The 17312-nt window shown below is 71.6% G+C and carries 18 protein-coding genes and 2 pseudogenes; 10 read left to right on the plus strand and 10 right to left on the minus strand.

The features are described from left to right. Positions 1–14: 14 nt before the first annotated feature. The 4 genes and pseudogenes from ACQPXB_RS44765 to ACQPXB_RS44780 all read left to right on the plus strand — a co-directional run bounded on the left by ACQPXB_RS44765 (position 15) and on the right by ACQPXB_RS44780 (position 3007). A complete protein-coding gene (locus ACQPXB_RS44765) occupies positions 15–782 on the plus strand; it encodes a putative hydro-lyase (RefSeq protein ID WP_432857080.1) in 768 nt (255 codons plus the stop codon). Continuing rightward, positions 773–1522, plus strand: a complete 750-nt coding sequence (locus ACQPXB_RS44770; RefSeq protein ID WP_432848049.1) for a LamB/YcsF family protein — start codon at positions 773–775, stop codon at positions 1520–1522. The genes ACQPXB_RS44765 and ACQPXB_RS44770 overlap by 10 nt, the downstream gene beginning before the upstream one ends. Beyond that, the gene (pxpB, locus tag ACQPXB_RS44775; RefSeq protein WP_432848050.1) at positions 1522–2121 is read left to right on the plus strand and encodes a 5-oxoprolinase subunit PxpB; all 600 of its coding nucleotides are present in this window, start codon (positions 1522–1524) and stop codon (positions 2119–2121) included. The genes ACQPXB_RS44770 and pxpB overlap by 1 nt, the downstream gene beginning before the upstream one ends. Beyond that, positions 2121–3007, plus strand: a pseudogene (locus tag ACQPXB_RS44780) (biotin-dependent carboxyltransferase family protein). The gene pxpB and the pseudogene ACQPXB_RS44780 overlap by 1 nt, the downstream one beginning before the upstream one ends. Here ACQPXB_RS44780 and ACQPXB_RS44785 read toward each other — a convergent pair. The 7 genes and pseudogenes from ACQPXB_RS44785 to ACQPXB_RS44815 form a co-directional block, all read right to left on the minus strand. Then, positions 2976–3596, minus strand: coding sequence for an alpha-ketoglutarate-dependent dioxygenase AlkB family protein (locus tag ACQPXB_RS44785; RefSeq protein ID WP_432848051.1), 621 nt, complete (start codon positions 3594–3596; stop codon positions 2976–2978). The pseudogene ACQPXB_RS44780 and the gene ACQPXB_RS44785 overlap by 32 nt on opposite strands. 199 nt (positions 3597–3795) lie before the next feature. Then, complete coding sequence (locus tag ACQPXB_RS44790; RefSeq protein WP_432848053.1) at positions 3796–4866, minus strand: alcohol dehydrogenase catalytic domain-containing protein; 1071 nt, start codon at positions 4864–4866, stop codon at positions 3796–3798. Between the two features lie 910 nt (positions 4867–5776). Next, entirely contained in the window at positions 5777–6106 is a 330-nt protein-coding gene (locus tag ACQPXB_RS44795) for a transcriptional regulator (protein WP_354874815.1), read from the minus strand. A 74-nt stretch (positions 6107–6180) separates the two neighbouring features. Next, positions 6181–7002, minus strand: coding sequence for an LLM class flavin-dependent oxidoreductase (locus tag ACQPXB_RS44800; RefSeq protein WP_432848055.1), 822 nt, complete (start codon positions 7000–7002; stop codon positions 6181–6183). A 69-nt stretch (positions 7003–7071) separates the two neighbouring features. Then, positions 7072–7185 (minus strand): annotated as a pseudogene (locus tag ACQPXB_RS44805) (pentapeptide repeat-containing protein). A 184-nt stretch (positions 7186–7369) separates the two neighbouring features. After that, entirely contained in the window at positions 7370–8053 is a 684-nt protein-coding gene (locus ACQPXB_RS44810; protein ID WP_366584269.1) for a metal-dependent transcriptional regulator, read from the minus strand. A 111-nt stretch (positions 8054–8164) separates the two neighbouring features. After that, entirely contained in the window at positions 8165–8605 is a 441-nt protein-coding gene (locus ACQPXB_RS44815) for a GNAT family N-acetyltransferase (RefSeq protein WP_386950966.1), read from the minus strand. A gap of 55 nt (positions 8606–8660) precedes the next feature. Here ACQPXB_RS44815 and ACQPXB_RS44820 point away from each other — a divergent pair, with 55 nt between their 5' ends. Further along, a complete protein-coding gene (locus tag ACQPXB_RS44820) occupies positions 8661–8990 on the plus strand; it encodes a hypothetical protein (RefSeq protein ID WP_432848057.1) in 330 nt (109 codons plus the stop codon). Position 8991: 1 nt separating this feature from the next. On the opposite strand, the gene ACQPXB_RS44825 is transcribed toward ACQPXB_RS44820, so the two are convergent. Continuing rightward, positions 8992–10584: an amidohydrolase gene (locus ACQPXB_RS44825; protein ID WP_432848059.1), complete on the minus strand. Its 1593-nt coding sequence runs from the start codon at positions 10582–10584 to the stop codon at positions 8992–8994. A 47-nt stretch (positions 10585–10631) separates the two neighbouring features. Here ACQPXB_RS44825 and ACQPXB_RS44830 point away from each other — a divergent pair, with 47 nt between their 5' ends. From ACQPXB_RS44830 to ACQPXB_RS44845, 4 genes are read left to right on the plus strand one after another with little or no spacing between them, the layout of a single operon-like run. Beyond that, positions 10632–11375, plus strand: coding sequence for an enoyl-CoA hydratase/isomerase family protein (locus tag ACQPXB_RS44830; protein ID WP_432848061.1), 744 nt, complete (start codon positions 10632–10634; stop codon positions 11373–11375). Further along, positions 11372–12904, plus strand: a complete 1533-nt coding sequence (locus tag ACQPXB_RS44835) for an ATP-dependent acyl-CoA ligase (RefSeq protein ID WP_432848063.1) — start codon at positions 11372–11374, stop codon at positions 12902–12904. Before ACQPXB_RS44830 ends, ACQPXB_RS44835 begins: the two co-directional genes overlap by 4 nt. Further along, positions 12901–13548 carry a TetR/AcrR family transcriptional regulator gene (locus ACQPXB_RS44840; protein ID WP_366584354.1) on the plus strand — a complete coding sequence of 216 codons (648 nt, stop codon included), beginning with the start codon at positions 12901–12903 and terminating at the stop codon, positions 13546–13548. The genes ACQPXB_RS44835 and ACQPXB_RS44840 overlap by 4 nt, the downstream gene beginning before the upstream one ends. A gap of 46 nt (positions 13549–13594) precedes the next feature. Further along, a complete protein-coding gene (locus tag ACQPXB_RS44845; RefSeq protein WP_220244539.1) occupies positions 13595–13918 on the plus strand; it encodes a hypothetical protein in 324 nt (107 codons plus the stop codon). A 100-nt stretch (positions 13919–14018) separates the two neighbouring features. Here the strand turns inward: ACQPXB_RS44845 and ACQPXB_RS44850 are convergent, their stop codons facing one another. Then, the gene (locus tag ACQPXB_RS44850; RefSeq protein WP_366584263.1) at positions 14019–15188 is read right to left on the minus strand and encodes an acyl-CoA dehydrogenase family protein; all 1170 of its coding nucleotides are present in this window, start codon (positions 15186–15188) and stop codon (positions 14019–14021) included. Positions 15189–15335: 147 nt separating this feature from the next. Between ACQPXB_RS44850 and ACQPXB_RS44855 the strand changes: the two genes are divergently transcribed. After that, entirely contained in the window at positions 15336–16025 is a 690-nt protein-coding gene (locus ACQPXB_RS44855) for a 4'-phosphopantetheinyl transferase family protein (protein WP_366584262.1), read from the plus strand. A 51-nt stretch (positions 16026–16076) separates the two neighbouring features. Here ACQPXB_RS44855 and ACQPXB_RS44860 read toward each other — a convergent pair whose 3' ends face one another. Continuing rightward, on the minus strand, positions 16077–17231 hold the full coding sequence (locus ACQPXB_RS44860) for an isochorismate synthase (RefSeq protein ID WP_432848066.1): 1155 nt from the start codon (positions 17229–17231) through the stop codon (positions 16077–16079). Between the last annotated feature and the right edge of the window lie 81 nt (positions 17232–17312).

The raw sequence follows: 17312 nt of genomic DNA on the forward strand, positions 1-17312 counted from the left end.
GCGACCCCGCCACGCTGACGCCCGCCGAGGCCCGCGCGCTCTTCCGCGCGGGCACCGAGCGGCGCACCGAGGGCTGGGCGGCCGGCTACGCGCAGGCCAACCTGGTCGCCGTGCCGCAGGACTGGGCCGACGACGTGCTGCTGTTCTGCGCGCGCAACCCGCGCGCGTGCCCGGTGCTCGACGTCAGCCGGCCCGGCGACCCGAGCTCGCGGCTCGCGCCCGGCGCCGACCTGCGCACCGATCTGCCCCGCTACCGCGTGTGGCACAACGGGGTGCTGACCGGCGAGGTCACCGACGCGACCGGCCTGTGGCGCAGCGACATGGTGGCGTTCTCGATCGGCTGCACCTATTCGTTCGAGGCGCCGCTGGTCGCGGGCGGGGTGCCCCTGCGGAACCTGACGCAGGGGCGCGGAGTGGCAATGTACGTGACCGACCGGCCGTGCACGCCCGCCGGGCGGCTGCACGGGTCGCTGGTGGTGACGATGCGGCCGGTCCCGGCCGAGCTGCTCGACGACGCCGTGCGGATCACGTCGGCGTCGCCCTCGCTGCCCGGCGCCCCGGTGCACGTCGGCGACCCGGCGGCGCTGGGCATCACGGACCTGGCGCGGCCCGACTTCGGCGACGCCGTGGACCTGGAACCCGGCGACGTGCCGGTGTTCTGGGCCTGCGGCGTCACCCCGCAGGCGGCGGTGATGGCTTCGCGGCCGCCGTTCGCCATCACGCACGCGCCGGGGTACATGTTCTTGACGGACCAGCGCGAGACGGGAGTGACATGGATCTGAACAGCGACCTCGGCGAAGGCTTCGGCGCGTGGCGGATGGGCGACGACGAGGCGATGCTCGACATCGTGACCAGCGCGAACATCGCGTGCGGCTTCCACGCGGGCGACCCCGGCGTGATGCGGCGGGTGTGCGCCCGCGCGGCCGAGCGCGGTGTGACGATCGGGGCGCACGTGGGCTACCGCGACCTCGCCGGCTTCGGCCGGCGGGCCCTCGACATCTCACCGGCGGATCTCACGGACGACGTGCTGTACCAAATCGGCGCGTTGGACGCGTTCGCCCGGGCGGCGGGATCTTCGGTGAAGTACGTGAAGGCGCACGGGGCGCTGTACAACACGGCGGCGGTGGATCCGGCGCAGGCGGCGGCGCTCGTGGAGGGCGTGCGGCAGTTCGGGACCGGGCTGGCGCTGTTGTGCCCGCCGGACTCGGAGATGCTGCGCGCGGCTTCGGCGGCCGGGGTCACGGGGTATGCGGAGGCGTTCGCGGACCGGGCGTACACCCCGGAGGGCCGGCTCGTGTCACGCAAGCTGCCGGGCGCGGTGCTCCACGACGCCGACGAGGTCGCCGCGCGCGCCACGGCCATGGCGACGACGGGCTCGGTGATCGACGTGGACGGCGGGAAGCTCGACCTGCGGGCCGTTTCCCTGTGCGTGCACGGTGATACGCCTGGGGCCGTCGACCTCGCGCGGCAGATCCGGGCTTCACTGACCGAGGCGGGGATCACGGTGGAGTCGTTCGTGTGATGGCCGTGTTGCCCTACGGCGGGTCCGCGGTTCTCGTCGAGTCTCAGGACGTGCTCGGGTTGCAGGCCGCGTTGGCTGCGGACCTGCCGACCGGGGTGGTGGAGCTGGTACCAGCAGCTCGGACGCTGTTGGTGCGGTTCGATCCCGCGGTGGTGGAGGTGGGTTCGTTGACGCGGTTGTTGTCTTCGATGTCCACTGTGGATGTTGTCGGCGGCGCTTCGGACTCGGTTACCGTGCCGGTGCGGTACGACGGGGCGGATCTCGCGGACGTCGCGGAGGCTTCCGGGTTGTCGGTGCGCGAGGTCGTGTCGTTGCACAGCTCGGCTTCGTACGTGGTGTCGTTCTGTGGCTTCGCGCCGGGTTTCGCCTACTTGACGGGCCTGGATCCCGCGTTGCACCTGCCGCGGCGTTCGGTGCCGCGCACCCGCGTGCCCGCCGGTTCGGTCGCCATCGCGGGCGAGTACTCGGCCGTTTATCCGCGCCCGTCCCCCGGCGGCTGGCACCTGGTCGGGACGACATCGTTGTCGATGTGGGAGGTCGAGCTCGACCCGCCCAACCGGCTCACGCCGGGCACGCGCGTGCGGTTCGAGGCGGTGTGATGACCGGGAAGGTGGAAGTGCTCGCGACCGGTCCGTTCGCGAGCGTTCAGGACCTGGGCCGGCCCGGCTCGCCGCCGTCGGTGTCGGGCGGTCCGGGGCGGCGGACCGTTCGTCGCTGCGGCTGGCGAACCGGCTGGTCGGCAATCCCGAGACGCACGCGGCGCTGGAGGTGACGCTCGGCGGGCTGCGGCTGCGGGTCTCCGAAGCCGCTTTGGTCGCTGTGACCGGAGCCGAGGTGGACGTGCGGGCGGGGCAGCGGGCGGCCGCGCCGAACGGACCCCTCGCGCTGCGGGCCGGCGACGAGCTCGTGCTGGGCACGGCCACGCGGGGCCTGCGGTGCTACGTCGCCATCCGCGGCGGGTTCGACGTGCGGCCGGTGCTCGGGGCGCGGGCCACGGACACCATGGGTGGGCTCGGGCCGCCGCCGCTCGCGCCGGGGATGACGCTGCCGGTGGGCGATGTCGTCGCCGGGCAGCCGGTCGTCGACCTGGCTCCGCTGGCCCGGCTTCCGGAAGAGCCGGTCCTGCGCGTCACCCCGGGCCCGCGGCTCGACTGGTTCACGCGGACCGCACTGTCCACTTTGGTCACTTCCGCATACACGGTGACCGCCGACCTCGACCGCGTCGGCGTCCGGCTCGACGGGCCGCCGCTCGATCGCGCGCGTTCGGGCGAGCTCCCTCCGGAAGCCGCCGTGCCGGGCGCGCTGCAGGTGCCGCCGTCGGGGGTGCCGATCCTGTTCCTCGCCGACCACCCCGTGACCGGCGGTTATCCCGTGCCCGCCGTGGTGTGCGAACCCGACCTCGACGTGGCCGCGCAGCTGCGGCCCGGTCAGCGGGTGCGGTTCGCGCTGGACGTCACAAGCCCGACACCCGCAACGTCAGGTTGAGCCGCCCGGTCAGGCCCAATGCCGGGTCGGCCGTGCCGGGCAGGGTGCGCGGCACGCCGTGGTACGCCAGGCGCGAGGGGCCGCCGAAGACGAACAGATCGCCGGAGCGCAGCTCGAGGTCCGTGTACGGGCGGTTGCGGTTCTCGGTGTTGCCGAAGCGGAAGACGCACGTGTCGCCGAGGCTCAGGGACACGACGGGCTCGAGGGAGCGCTCGTCCTTGTCCTGGTGCTGGCCCATTTTGGCCGTGGCGTCGTAGTAGTTCACGAGGGCGACGTCGGGGTCGTAACCGGTGCCGTCGCCGTACGCCTCGGCCACCGCACGCCGGCCGAGTTCGCCGAGCCACGCCGGGAACGGTTCCACCGGCGAGCCGTCCTCGCGGGTGCGGGAGTAGCGGTACGGGAGCCAGTGCCAGCCGAGGCAGACCATGCGCACCGACATCACGCCGCCGCTGGGCAGGCGGGTCTGGCGGTAGCCGCGCCAGCCGCGGCAGGCCTCGACGAGCGAGCGCTGTTCGTCGAGGTCGAGCCAGTCGGGGACGTGGACCGCGCCAGGCGCGAGTTCGACACGGGGACGTGGCAGCAGTTCCATCGCAGGCGATTGTCGCACCGCACCGGCGGGGTTCGGCAGACCGCAGGAGCCACCCGAAGGGTCTGGCCGGGCGCTCCTGCGGCGGCACCCCTCGCCGTAACCGCCGCTTTGACACTCCCACACTCGAGTGTCACAGACCAGGTGTCGATCAGCTACAAGATGGACACGTGACGCGACAGCCGAGGCTCATCACGCTGCGTCACCCGAGCTCGACCTCCTTGATCTCGACCACGGTGACCCCGGCCCGCGCGGGCACGGGGTCGTTCATCGCGGCCAGGGCTGCCGGCACGTCGTCGAGGCCGATCCGCGTGCCGATCAGGCCCGCGAGGTCGATGCCCGACCGCTCGACCACGCTCAGCAGCTCCGGGTACTCGTGGGCCTGCAGGCCGTGGATGCCCACGATCTCCAGCTCGCCGCCGATCACGCGGTGCATCGGGATCGGCGCGACGCCCTGCGCGGGCGGCATCAGGCCCGCCTGCACGTGGCGACCGCGTTTGCGCAGGCTGCCGACCGACGCGGCGCACGTGGCCGGCGAGCCCAGGCAGTCGAGCGACACGTGGGTGCCGCCGCCGGTCAGCGACCGGACGTGCTCCGCGACCGCTTCCGGCCCGTCGAACGCGCCCGCGTCCACGCTCAGCACCGCGCCCGACCGCTCGGCGAGCGCCCGCGCGGCCGGCGAGACGTCCACCGCCACGACCTTCGCGCCCGCCGCCGCGGCCAGCAGCACCGCGGAGATCCCGACGCCGCCGCAGCCGTAGACCGAAACCCACTGGCCGGCACGCACGCCGCCCTGCCGCAGCACCGCGCGGAACGCCGTGCCGAAGCGGCAGCCGAGCGCCGCGGCCTCCGCTGCCGACATCGCGTCCGGCAGCGCCACGAGATTGGCCTGCGCGTGCTCGATCGCCACGAGCTCCGCGAACGACCCCCAATGGGTGGCGCCCGGCTGGAACTCGTCGTCGCAGATCTGCTGGTCACCGCGCGCACACTGCGCACAACGCCCGCACGCGCACACGAACGGCACGGTCACCCGCGCGCCGACCTCCCAGCCGCGCACACCCGCCCCGACCGCCGCGATCCGCCCCGCCAGCTCATGGCCGGCCACGTGCGGCAGCTTCACGGCCTCGTCGTGGCCCTGCCACGTGTGCCAATCACTGCGACACACCCCCGTGGCCTCCACCGCGATCACCACCCCACCGGGCGGCACCACCGGATCGGGCACCTCGACCACCTGGGGAACTACCCCGAACTCCTCGATCACCACGGCACGCATGGGACCGATCGTAGAGATCGGCGCCGCACACACTCACGGCGTTCCGGCTCGCCCCTCGGCCCGGGTCGGCTTCACCCTCGCGCCTTGCCCACGCTGCTCGACCCGGGTGGGCAGCGCTTTCCCGCCCTGCCCGAGGCAAACAACCTGGCCAAGCCGCACACACGCGGCCCGCTCAAGTCACTAGACCCGGGTCGGCTACGAACTCGCACCCTGCCCACGCTGCTCGAACCCAGGTGGGCAGCGCTTTCCCGCCCTGCCCGAGGCAAACAACCTGGCCAAGCCGCACACTCGCGGCCCGCTCAAGTCACTAGACCCGGGTCGGCTACGAACTCGCACCCTGCCCACGCTGCTCGAACCCAGGTGGGCAGCGCTTTCCCGCCCTGCCCGGGGCAGACAACTTTGGCCAGACCGCACACTCGCAGCGTTCCGGCTTGCCCCTCGCCCCGGATCGGCTACGCACTCGCACCCTGCCCAGCCGCTCAACCCAGGTGGACCACGCTTTTCCCGCCCTGCCCGAGACAAACAACCTCGCCAACCCGCACACTCGCGGCCCGCTCAAGGCACTCAACCCGGATCGGCCACGCACTCACACACTGCCCAGCCGCTCAACCCAGGTGGACCGCGCTATCCCGCCCTGCCCGAGGCAAACAACCTGGCCAAGCCGCGCACTCGCGCGCCGCCCAAGTCGCTCAACCCCGATCGGCTACGCGCTCGAGCCCTGCTCGGTAGCTCCAGCCGCGCGATTCCGCCCTGCCCAAGCCATCAAAACCCAGCCCCGACGCGAGATCGCGCCGGTTTCCGGAGGGGGCGGCGCGATCGGCCGCGAGGCCGATCCGGCCGTTCGATCCAGGAGCCGGCTCAACGGCGATCTCGCACGCCTCGGCGGAGCCGAGGCAAACAACACAACGCGTTATCGGTGCTGAGCGCGTGAGCGCGAAGGACCGAGAAGGCGCCGCAAGGAATTCGGCGGGACACCCAAGATGTCTTCCAAATTCCTTAGGGCCTGCAACGATTCGGGCCGCTCCGGGCGGCACCTGCCCGACTGCCAGTGGCTCAATGTCGCGAGACTCAGGGAAGTTCCCCTGCCACGCAAGCGATATCTGATCCTGTCCAGTCCTAGCCCCCTCGCCCTGATTGCCGCCCGCAGGGCGTCCGCGAACGGGCCGGCCTCGAGCAAACGCCCGAGATCCCGTTCCGCCGTTTCCGCCCTGTCCATCGTCGACGTTCGCTGACCGGTCATCGCACACGCTCCGAACCATGTCGCTTCCCGAAACCTCGGAGCGTAGGCCGGAGTCCGCATGATCGGAAGGGCACTCACCCGCCTGCGGGGAGAGAACGAGCGATCTCCGCAAGGGTTTCCGCGTAGCCCGAATTGACGGTGACGTAGGAAATCCCCCACCGTTCGCGCCACCGGAGAAGAGTTTCCTGTGCTGCAGCCGGGTTTTCCGGCAGAACCGTGACTGCGCCGGCGGCGGCGAGGTCGGGAACATCCACACCGGTGTACTTCGCGATCTGCGGTGCCGGCGCATTTCCGACGGCAATCAAGTTCACGGAAAGTTCGATGTCGGCGAATCGCGTGCCCGCCATTTCGCGGAGGTTGTCCACAATAGAGTCGGCTTCGGATTCCGTCGTCCGGGGTGCCCACGACAGAGTGATCACATCCGCCTCGCGCGCGGCGAGCGCGAGCATCTTCGGGCCGCCGCCGGCGAGCAGCAGGCGCGGCCGCTCGGGCGTCTCCTTGAGGAACGCGATGGTGTCGGCCAGGCGAGCGATGCGCTCACCCGGTGCCGCGAACTCCCGGCCCAGGCGCCGGGCGAACGCATCGGCCCCAGGCCGGCCGACGCCCAGGCCGAGCTCGAAACGGCCGCCCGTCACGCGGTGCAACGTGGACACCTGCCAGCCGAGCTGGCGGACGTCGCGGAACGGGTCGGCGAGCACGAAGGTGCCCAGCGTGAGGCGGCTGGTGACGGCGGCGGCCGCGGGCACGAGCGTGAGCGGGTCGGCGTCGCCGACGGGGTCGGTGGCGAGCAGGGTGTCGAGGCCGAGCTCCTCGACCCGGCGGGCCCGGTCGGTCCAGGCCTTGAGGTCGGGCGCGTACCCGGCGACGATCCCGAAGCGGAACGGTTTGGTGGTCATGGCGCCCATCGTCGGCTCCGGCGGGCGTAGCCCACATCCGCCGAGGAGCGACACCGCCACGTACGCCCATCAGCGCAAGGTCGCTCGGCGCAGGTCCGCGCCGCGCAGGCTCGCACGGCGTAAGTTCGCTCAGCGCCGGCCCGCTCAGCGCAGGTTCGCACGGCGCAGGTTCGCACGGCGCAGGTTCGCTCAGCGCCGGATCGCACAGCGCCGGATCGCACAGCGCAGGTTCGCTCAGCGCGGAAACGGCGATCCCAGTTGCCTGTGGACAACTCAGGTGAGCACCGGGTTTTGTCGGTGCACGCCGGTAGAATGGATCTTGGGCGGCCCCCTGGGAGGGTGGGCCCTGCGCTCGGCTCGGAACAGCTCAGCGCACGGCGACAGACAGCGCTTGCGCGATCTCCTTGCCGATCGCGTGCGTCGCGGCGTCCGGTGGCTGGCCCACCTTCACGACCATCGGGCCGCCGAACGGCTGGCGCTCCACGACCTCGATGCGCTCGCCCAGGCCGATGGCGTGTTCGGTGAGGTAGCGCAGCAGCTCCGGGTCCGTGTCCCACACGCGCACGATCTCGCCGACGGCGCCGGGCGGCAGGTCGTCCAGGATGCGCATCGGCACCTCTTCGACGCTGCCGTCGGGGGCCGGGATGGGGTCGCCGTGCGGGTCGCGCAGGGGGTTGCCGAGCTTCGCGGCGATGCGCTCGACCAGCCGGTCGGACACGGCGTGCTCCAGTGCGTCGGCCTCCGAGTGGACCTCGTCCCAGGTGTAGCCCAGCTCGGAGACGAGATAGGTCTCGATCAGCCGGTGCCGGCGCAGCACCGAGCGTGCCAGCAGCCGCCCCTCGGCGGTCAGCTCGATGCCCCGGTAGGGCACGTGGGCGACCAGCCCGAGCTGCGAAAGCTTCGTGACCATGCCCGACGCCGACGAAGGGCTCACCTCCAGCCGTCCCGCCAGAGTCGCGTTGGTCACGGACTCACCGCGTTCGACGAGCCCGTAGATCACGCGCACGTAGTCCTCGACCGACGACGACCTCCGGACGGAACCATCTTCCATACCGCATACGATACGGGCTCACCCCTCACCGTCCGGACGCCGTGGGGGCGCCCGAATGTGGTTCAACGCTGAACGACTCGGGCCGGGCCGGCATGATCCGGGCAGCGGCGATCACGGCCGCCAGCGGTACCGGATCCAGCCCGGCACAGGCTCCGCACCGAGCTGTGCGTAGAACGCCTCGCCCTTCTCGTTGCCCGCCTGCATGTCCCACTCGACGCGGCCGGTGGTGCGCGACCGCAGCTCGTCGAGCAGCTCGCGGCCCAGCCCGTGCCGGCGGTGTTCGGGGCGGATGAACAGGTCGTCGAGCCAGATCCCCGGCCGCGCTTCCCACGTGGAGAAGTTCCAGCTGCAGAACGCGAAGCCCGCGACCACGTCCGGGCGGTCCGGCGGCGTCGCGAGCACGACCCACGCCTTGGGCTCGGGCCCGAACAGGTAGCCGCTCATCTCGGCGCGGTCGAGCTTCAGGTCGTGCTTCTCCTCGTACACGGCGTGCTCTTCGATGAGCGCGCAGATCTCTTCGGCGTCTTCGAAGACGGCGTCGCGGACGGGCATGCGGTGAGCCCCAATCTTGTCGGTTCTTGTCGGTGGTGGCGGTTACGGTGCGGACATGAGCCCCGAAGACCGGTTCGAGGACCTGATCGACGAGCTGCTGGGCGGCGAAGACGCCGAAGGCGTCGAGCCGCCGCGGCCCGGAAGCGGGTTCGGTTCGAGTGCCCTGCGCGTGGACAACCGCATCTTCGCCATGCTCGTCCGCGGGCACCTCGTGGTGAAGCTACCGAAGGCCCGAGTCGACGCGCTGGTCGCCGAGGGCCACGGCGTGCGGTTCGACGCGAACAAGGGCACGCCGATGAAGGAGTGGTTCGCGCTCGCCGAGGAGTCGTCGCTCGACTGGCCCGCGCTGGCGCGCGAAGCGTGTGCGTTCGTCGGCGAGCGATAGGTCACGATGCCTCGTAGCGCAGTTCGCCGCCCACGGCCGTGGCGAGCACGCGGAGATCATCCACAGTGGACAGTGGATCACCCGAAAGCACCACGAAGTCGGCCAGCTTGCCCGGCTCCAGCGTGCCGAGGTCGTGTTCGGCGAAGGTCGCGTACGCCGAGCCGTAGGTGTACGCGTGCAGCGCTTCCTGCGGGGTGAGCGCTTCCTCGGGCGAGAACGGCGCGCCCGACGAAGTGCGCCGGTGCACCATGTCGGCCAGACCGAGCAGCGGGGCACCGTCGACGACCGGACGGTCGGAGCTCGCGGGCAGCACGCAGCCGGCGTCGAGGACGCTGCGCAGGCGGTAGCACCACGGCACCCGGGCCTCGCCGAGGGCCGCGCGCATGCCGTCACCCAGCTCGTTCACGAACCGGCCCTGCGGCGACGCGATCAGGCCCAGCCGAGCCAGCCGAGCCAGCTCCGCCGGCTGCAGCACGGCGCAGTGCTCGATCCGATGCCGGTGGTCCTCGCGCGGCGAAGCGGCCAACGCGGCTTCGTACGCGTCGAGCACCACGGTGATGGCCCGGTCGCCGATCGCGTGCGTCGCGATCTGCCAGCCGGCGTCGTGCGCGAGGCGGATGGTGCGGGCCAGCTCGTCCTCGGGCACCTGGAAGTAGCCGCGGTTGTCGGGCTCACCCGCGAACGGCTCGTGCATCGCGCAGGTGCGCCCGACCAGCGAACCGTCGGCGAACAGCTTCATCGGGCCGACGCGCAGCCACTCGTCGCCGAAGCCCGTGCGCAGGCCCAGGTCGAGGCCGAACCCGGCGCCGTCGGGCAGGTCGTGGAGCACGCTCGCGGCCACCATCACCGTGCTCCGCACGCGCAGCACCCCGCGTTCGCGCGCCAGCTGGTAGGCCGCGAGCTCGGCCGGTGTCTCCCCGACGAGCCCACCGCCGATGCCGGCTTCCTGCACGCTCGTGATGCCCTCGGACAGGAACTGCTCACTCGCGCGGTCGAGGCCGCGGACCACGGACTCCATCGGCGTCGGGTAGGTCAGCGGCCGCAGCAGCAGCTGGGCCTGCTCGCGCAACAACCCGGTCGGCGACCCGGCGGCGTCGAGCACCACGTCGCCGCCCACCGGGACGTGCGCGAGGTCGAGCTGGTGCAGGACGGCGGAGTTGACCACGGTCATGTGCCCGGACGTGTGCTTGAGCCGCACGAGCATCCCGGGCGCGGCGCGGTCGAGGCCATGGCGGTCGGGGTGCGTGCCGCCGGCCAGCTTGTTCTGGTCGTAACCGCTCCCGATGACCCAGCTGCCGGCGGGCAGCTCGGCGGCCCGCCGCGCCACGGCGTCGTAGACCTCCTCGACGCTGCGGCAGTCACTCAGCGCAACGTCGTCCAGGCCCATGCCGAACCACGCCATGTGGTTGTGGGCGTCGTGGAACCCGGGCACGACGGACGCGCCGCCGAGGTCGATCCGGCGGCGCGCGGACAGCTCCGAGGCGTCTTCACCCAGCGCCACCACCCGGCCGTGCAGCACGGCGAGCGCACTGTCCTCGGTGGCGCTGGCCCCGGTGAGCAGCCGGGCGTTCTCGTACACCGCGTCGACCCGCATGAACGCGACCCTATCGATCGATCGATCGAACGTCTAGGCTCGCTGCCATGAGCACCGTGGACCTCGCCGTCGAGGGCGGCATCGCGCACATCCGGCTGAACCGCCCCGAGCGGCTCAACGCCGTGGCGCCCGTGCTGGTGGACGACTTCCTGACCGCGCTGGACGACGTCGCGCGCAGCACCGCGCGGGTGGTCGTGCTGTCCGGCAACGGCCGCGCCTTCTGCGCCGGCCACGACCTCAAGGAGCCGGCACCCGAAGGCGACTCCCGCGCCCGGCTCGACCGGCTGCAGGACGTGACCCGCAGGCTGCGCGCACTGCCGCAGCCGGTGATCGCCGCCGTGCACGGCTACGCGCTCGGCGCCGGCGCGGAGTTCGCGCTCGGGTGTGACCTGGTGCTGGCCGCCGACGACGCCGTGTTCGGCTTCCCCGAGGTCTCGCTCGGCCTGAGCGTGACGGGCGCGGCCTCGCGCCTCCTGCCGTTGCTCGTCGGCCCGATGAAGGCGAAGGAGCTGCTGCTGCTCGGCGAGCGCTTCGACGGCCTGCGCGCCCACGACCTGGGCCTGGTCAACGCCGCCGTGCCCGCCGCGGAGCTCATGACGCTGGCGCTGGGCTGGGCCGAGAAGATCGCGCACCACCCCGCCGAGGCCGCCACCATGGCCAAGCGGGCGCTCGACTCCGGCGTCGACCACGCGCTGGAATCCGCGCTGGAGCTGGAGGTCAGCCACGCGCTGATCACCGAGCACTCGGCCGCCGTGCGCGAGTCCACCGAGGCATTCCGGAGCCGTGCGTGAAGCCCCTGCAGCAGGCCGACACCCTCGTGGCGCTGCTCGACCGAGCCGCGCAGCTGTGGCCGGAGCGCACGGCGTGGGTCTTCGACGCGACGGGCGAGCAGTTCACCTTCGCCGACGTCGACGAGCGCAGCGGCCGGTTCGCCACCGCGTTGCACGAGCTGGGTGTGCGGCCCGGCGACCGCGTGGCCGTGATGCTGCGCAACCAGCCGGAGTTCCCGCTGCTGTGGCTCGCGCTGGCGAAGCTCGGTGCGGCGCTGGTGCCGGTGAACACGAACTACCGCGAGTTCGACGGTGCCCACGTGCTGAGGCACTCCGGCGCGCGGTTCGCCGTGGCGGCCGACGAGTTCGTGGAGCTGCTGGAGAAGATCGCGCCGGACACCGCCGTGGAGCGGGTGCTGACGCCGGCGGACCTGAGCGCAGCCGAAGCCAGGCCCGCCACGGACGTTGTCGCCGAGCAGCCCGTGAACATCCAGTACACCTCCGGCACCACCGGTGCCCCGAAGGGTTGCGTGCTGCCGCACCGGTACTGGACCACGCTGGCGATCAGCCTCGCCACGGATTTCCCCGCCGTGGGCGAAGAAGACGTCCTCCTGACCGCCCAGCCGTTCCACTACATCGATCCACAGTGGAACGTCGCGTTGGGACTCGCGGGCGGTGCCACGCTCGTGGTGCTCGACCGCTTCCACCCGTCCACGTTCTGGGCCAAAGTGCGCGAGCACGGCGTCACGTGGTTCTACTGCCTCGGCCTCATGCCCACGCTCCTGCTGCGCCAGCCGCCGCACGAAGACGACCGCGACCACCGCGTGCGCGCGATCTGCGCGTCGGCCATCCCGCGCGAGCTGCACGCCGAGCTGGAACAGCGGTGGGGCACGCCGTGGTACGAGGCGTTCGGTATGACCGAGACCGGCGGCGACATCCGTGTGCCGGAGGCCGACCACGACGTCGCCGTGGGCACCGGCTGCATCGGCCGGCCCAGCCGCGACCGCGAGGTGATCATCGCCGACGAGCACGGGAAACCCCTGCCGCGCGGCGAAACCGGCGAGCTGCTCATCCGCGGCATCGGCCTGATGCACGGCTACCACGACGACCCGGAAGCCACCGCGCGCGCGTTCGCCGGCGGCTGGTTCCACACGGGCGACCTCGCGCGCATGGACGCCGAGGGCCGCGTGTTCTTCGTGGGCCGCACGAAGGACATGATCCGGCGCAGCGGCGAGAACGTCTCGGCCGACGAGGTGGAACGCGCCCTGCTGCTGCACCCCGCCGTACGGCTGGCCGCCGTGCTCGCGGTGCCCGACGAGCTGCGCGGCGAAGAGGTGAAGGCCTACGTTGTCCGCGAAGGCGAGGTGACGCCCGAAGAGCTCGCCGAGTTCTGCGCCGGGAAGCTGGCGTACTTCAAGGTGCCGCGCTTCTGGACCTTCGCCGACGAGCTGCCACTCACGCCGTCCGAACGCGTCGCGAAGGGCGAGCTGCGGAAGGTGGCGGACCTGCGCGCCGGCTCGTGGGACCGGACCACGGGGGCGTGGCTGTGAGCAGCGGCGAACGCGTGCGCGCGGCGGCCGTGAAACTGTTCGCCGCCAAGGGTTTCCACGGCACGGGCATCCGCGACCTCGCGAGCGAGGCCGAGCTGTCGTCAGCGAGCCTGTACCACTACATGGGCACCAAGGAGGACCTGCTCGTCGAGATCATGACCACCGCGTTACGGCGGCTGCTCGACGCGGCGGGCAAGGCCACCGCCGGTGCGGCCGATCCGGTGGCGCGCCTGCGTTCGCTCGTCGCGCTGCACGTGCTCGCGCACGCCGCGCGGCCCGCCGAAACCCGCGTGGTGGACAACGAAGTCGACGCGCTTTCGGATGCCGCGCGTACGCGAGTCGTCGCTCTGCGGGACGAATACGAGGACTTGTGGGCGCAGGCGATCTCCGACGGCGTCGCCGCGGGCGTGTTCCACACCGCACACCCGGCTGTGACGCGCCTGGCACTGCTGGAGATGTGCAGCGGGGTGGCGCGCTGGTACTCACCGCTGGGGCCGTTGCCACTCGAAGAGCTGGCCACGCACTACGCGGAGCTGGCGCTGGGTGCCCTCGGTCACCCCGTCGCCGTAGCCGTTCCCGATCTGCGACAGTGCCTGGAAGTGGTCGCCCAGGTGTGGGACATGCCTGTTCAGCCGGGGTTTTAGCGTCCTACGCCTTGCTGATTGGGCGAACGTGGGGGACGCTCGAAGGGTGACTGAGCAAACGATCCAACTGGAACTGGACGACTCGGGTCTCGCACCTAGCCTGCCCGCTCCAACAAACCCCCGCGACCAGGTACAGGATGTGCCGTATCGCCCGGTCGAGTTCCGTGACGACGATCTGCCGACCGCACTCGAACGCTGTGCCGTGTGGCTGCGTCAAGCTCAGGAGTGGCTCGGTGAACCGCTCGACGTGCTGGCGATTCACCTCGACTACGACGACCGCCAGGGTTCTCCCTACTACGACGTGAAGGTGCTCTGCAACGAAGAGGACCTGGCCGGCGTCCCCATCGCCCTCCGCAACAGCAGCAAGTGATTCGCTGAGAACACCGTTCACCCACTGAAGGCCTCGTGGCCGGACACACGTCCCGCCACGAGGCCTTCACGGTTTTCTTACACCATCGTTTCTTACCGCGTCAGCCGAGCGCGCCGCCGACCTTCACGTGGCCCTTGAGGAGGTTGCGCGCGATGGTCCGGCGCTGGATCTCGTCGGTGCCCTCGTAGATGCGCAGCAGCCGCAGCTCGCGGTACCAGCGCTCCACCGGCAGCTCTCGCGTGTAGCCCATGCCGCCGTGGATCTGCAGCACGCGGTCGACGATCTCGTTGGCCTTCTGGCCGCCGTAGAGCTTCGCCATCGACTGCGCGTGGCGCGAGTCCATCTTCTGGTCCACCTGCCACGCGGCGTGCAGCACGAGCCAGCGCAACGCTTCGAGCTCCACGCCGGAGTCGGCGATCATCCACTGGATCGCCTGGCGTTCGGCGATCTTCTGCCCGAACGTCTCGCGCGTGTTGGCGTGCTCGATGGCCATGGAGATCAGGCGCTCGCACGAACCGATCGCGCGGGCGGGCAGCAGGTAGCGGCCCTGGCCGATCCACTGCATCGCGAGCTCGAAGCCGCGGCCCTCTTCGCCGAGGATCTGCGTTTCGGGCACGCGCACGTCCTGGAACACCAGTGCCGCCGGACCCCACTCGCCCATCGTGTCGATGTACTCGGACTTCCAGCCCATCTCCCGGTCGACGAGGAAGCAGGTGACGCCGCCGTTGGCGCCCTTCTCCGGGTCGGTGATGGCGAAGACCATCACGAAGTCGGCTTCGTTGCCGCCGGTGATGAAGGTCTTCTCGCCGTTGATGATCCAGTCGGAGCCGTCCTTGCGCGCGGTGGTGCGGATGGCCTTCGCGTCGGAGCCGGCGCCGGGTTCGGTGATGGCGAAGCACGACTTGCGTTCGCCGGAGATCGTCGGCAGCAGGTAGGTCTGCTTCTGCTCTTCGTTGGCGTGGAACAGGATGTTGTCCGCGGCGCCGCCGAAGCGGAACGGCACGAAGGTGCGGCCCAGCTCGGCCTCCAGCAGCGCGGCCATCACGGCCGACAGCCCCATGCCGCCGTACTCCTCCGGCGTGAGCACGCCCCAGAAGCCGGATTCCTTGGCCTTGAGCTGCAGCTCGGTCAGCTCCTCGGCCGTGACCCCGGGCTGGCCGGCGCGCTCGCGGCGGAGCACCTCCTGCTCACGCGGCACGAGCTCGCGCTGCACGAACGTGCGCACCCAGTCGCGCACTTCGCGTTCTTCGGTGCTCAGGGTGAAATCCATCGGGTCGTCCCTTTCCAAGCCGTCCGGCTAAGCGCTTGCTTACCCGAGGGTACCGCGTTGTCTCGGGGTCCCCCTAGTACCCGGCCGGTTACCGTGACAACGCGCCTCGGCGCCGGGAAGATCGAGGGTGGACGAGGAGGGTGCCAGGTGACGCAGATCGTGGTCCGGTGGTCGGAGCCGTTGGCAGCGGAAGACCGATTCCTGCGGCTGCTCGACGAGCTCGAGCGCGGCCGCTTCGAGGCCTACCGGCTGGAGCTGGACAAGCGCCGTTTCCTGACCGGCCGCGTGCTGGCGAAAACGCTCACCGCGGCACGCCTGGGCGTGCCCGTGGAGTCCGTGGTCTTCGACGCCACCTGTGAGGACTGCGGCAAGCCCCACGGCCGACCCCGCGTGCCTGGCTCGGACCTGACGCTGTCCATCTCGCACTCGGGCCAGCTCATCGGCGTGGCGGCCACCGACGGCGTGCCGGTGGGCCTGGACGTCGAGACCTCTTCGCGCCGGGCCGACAAGTCGCTCATCGAGTATGCGTTGAGCCCGGCCGAGCAGCAGGCCGTGGCCGGGTTGGCGGAGACGGAGCGATCCGCCGCCTTCTTCGTCTACTGGACCCGCAAGGAGGCCGTCATGAAGGCCACCGGCAAGGGCCTGAAGATCCCGCTGCAGAGCATCACGTTCTCGCCCTACGACGCCCCGGCCGAACTGGTCTCCTCCGGCGACCCGGCCCTGGACCCCGCCCGCACCCGCCTGGCGGACCTCAAGGCGACCGAGGGCCACCGCGCGGCCGTCGCGGCCCTCACCACGGAGACGCTGGAGGTCACCGAGGAGCACTGGCTCCCCTGACGGCCCGCGCACCCGCGCCAGGCGGCGCGGGGCGGGACGGCGGGCGGTCGGCTAGTCGAGGCCCATCGCGCCCAGCAGGGTGCGGAACTTCGCGATCGTCTCGTCGAACTCCGCCTGCGGGTCCGAGGCCGGCACGATGCCGCCGCCCGCGTACAGGCGCATCGACGTGTCCGCCACCTCCGCGCAGCGGATCGCCACGGCCCACTCGCCGTCGCCCGCCGCGTCGACCCAGCCGACGGTGCCGGCGTAGTAGCCGCGGTCGAAGGGCTCCAGCCCCTGGACCAGGTCACGCGCGGCGGCGGTCGGGGTGCCGCAGATGGCGGGCGTCGGGTGCAGCGCCGCGGCGAGGTCGAGGGCGGTGACGGAGCGGTCGACGAGCTCGCCGGTGATGGCCGTGCGCAGGTGCCAGATGGCGGGTGTCGACACGAGCTCCGGGGCCGGCGGCACGTCGAGCTTGCGGCAGAACGGCCGCAGCGCCTCCACGACGTAGTCGATCACCACGGCGTGCTCTTCCTGGTCCTTCTCGGACGCCAGGAGGGCCTCGCCGTTGGCGCGGTCCGCGACGGGGTCCGCCGAGCGCGGCATGGACCCGGCGTGCGGGGTCGTGTACACGGAGTCGCCGGCGCGGGAGAGCAGCAACTCGGGCGTGGCGCCCACGAGCGTGCGCCCGCCGGGCAGCTCGGCGGCGTAGGTGAAGTGGCGCGGGTTGCCGCGGGCCAGGTTGCGCACGATCTTCTCGACCGGCACCGGCGCGGCGAACTCGAGCTCCAGCGCGCGGGCGAGCACGGCTTTGCGCAGGCCACGGTCGCGCAGGGCCGCCACGGCGGCCCGCACGTTGGCCTTGTGGCCCTCCTCGGACGGCACCTCACGGGTGACCGCCGGGGCGGGCAGGTCTTCGGACGCGGCGACAGCACTGCCTTCGCCCTCGGCCTGTGCCCGGTGGACCGTGCGTGGCAGGACGAGGTGACCCGGCGTGGTCGTGCCCGGGCCGGTGTCGAAGGGCAGCACCCCGACCGCGAGCGGCACACCCGAGCTGGTCAGCTCTTCGGCCACGGTCCTGGCCAGCCGCCGTGGATCCGTGTCGGTCACGGCGGCGACCGAACCCTGGGCGAGGAGTGCTCGCCGGGCCGTCGCGAACAGGAAGTCGCCGCGCTGGTAGCGGACGGTTGTCTCGACCGGGGTCGCCGGTGCGGTACTGGTCGTCACCGCTCCAGCGTCCCAGGATCCGGGAGCTCCGCGGGGAAAGTGTTGCCAGAAGAACACCTTCGGCGCACTTTCCCCGCGGTC

This window comes from Amycolatopsis sp. CA-161197, assembly GCF_050942255.1.
Classification (GTDB): Bacteria; Actinomycetota; Actinomycetes; order Mycobacteriales; family Pseudonocardiaceae; genus Amycolatopsis.

What these genes read in the sequence shown, in the direction of transcription:
- ACQPXB_RS44770 (WP_432848049.1), top strand. Translation starts at nt 773, where the DNA reads ATGGATCTGAACAGCGACCTCGGCGAAGGCTTCGGCGCGTGGCGGATG.
- pxpB (WP_432848050.1), top strand. Translation starts at nt 1,522, where the DNA reads ATGGCCGTGTTGCCCTACGGCGGGTCCGCGGTTCTCGTCGAGTCTCAG.
- ACQPXB_RS44785 (WP_432848051.1), bottom strand. Translation starts at nt 3,596, where the DNA reads ATGGAACTGCTGCCACGTCCCCGTGTCGAACTCGCGCCTGGCGCGGTC.
- ACQPXB_RS44790 (WP_432848053.1), bottom strand. Translation starts at nt 4,866, where the DNA reads ATGCGTGCCGTGGTGATCGAGGAGTTCGGGGTAGTTCCCCAGGTGGTC.
- ACQPXB_RS44795 (WP_354874815.1), bottom strand. Translation starts at nt 6,106, where the DNA reads ATGACCGGTCAGCGAACGTCGACGATGGACAGGGCGGAAACGGCGGAA.
- ACQPXB_RS44800 (WP_432848055.1), bottom strand. Translation starts at nt 7,002, where the DNA reads ATGACCACCAAACCGTTCCGCTTCGGGATCGTCGCCGGGTACGCGCCC.
- ACQPXB_RS44810 (WP_366584269.1), bottom strand. Translation starts at nt 8,053, where the DNA reads ATGGAAGATGGTTCCGTCCGGAGGTCGTCGTCGGTCGAGGACTACGTG.
- ACQPXB_RS44815 (WP_386950966.1), bottom strand. Translation starts at nt 8,605, where the DNA reads ATGCCCGTCCGCGACGCCGTCTTCGAAGACGCCGAAGAGATCTGCGCG.
- ACQPXB_RS44820 (WP_432848057.1), top strand. Translation starts at nt 8,661, where the DNA reads ATGAGCCCCGAAGACCGGTTCGAGGACCTGATCGACGAGCTGCTGGGC.
- ACQPXB_RS44825 (WP_432848059.1), bottom strand. Translation starts at nt 10,584, where the DNA reads ATGCGGGTCGACGCGGTGTACGAGAACGCCCGGCTGCTCACCGGGGCC.
- ACQPXB_RS44830 (WP_432848061.1), top strand. Translation starts at nt 10,632, where the DNA reads ATGAGCACCGTGGACCTCGCCGTCGAGGGCGGCATCGCGCACATCCGG.
- ACQPXB_RS44850 (WP_366584263.1), bottom strand. Translation starts at nt 15,188, where the DNA reads ATGGATTTCACCCTGAGCACCGAAGAACGCGAAGTGCGCGACTGGGTG.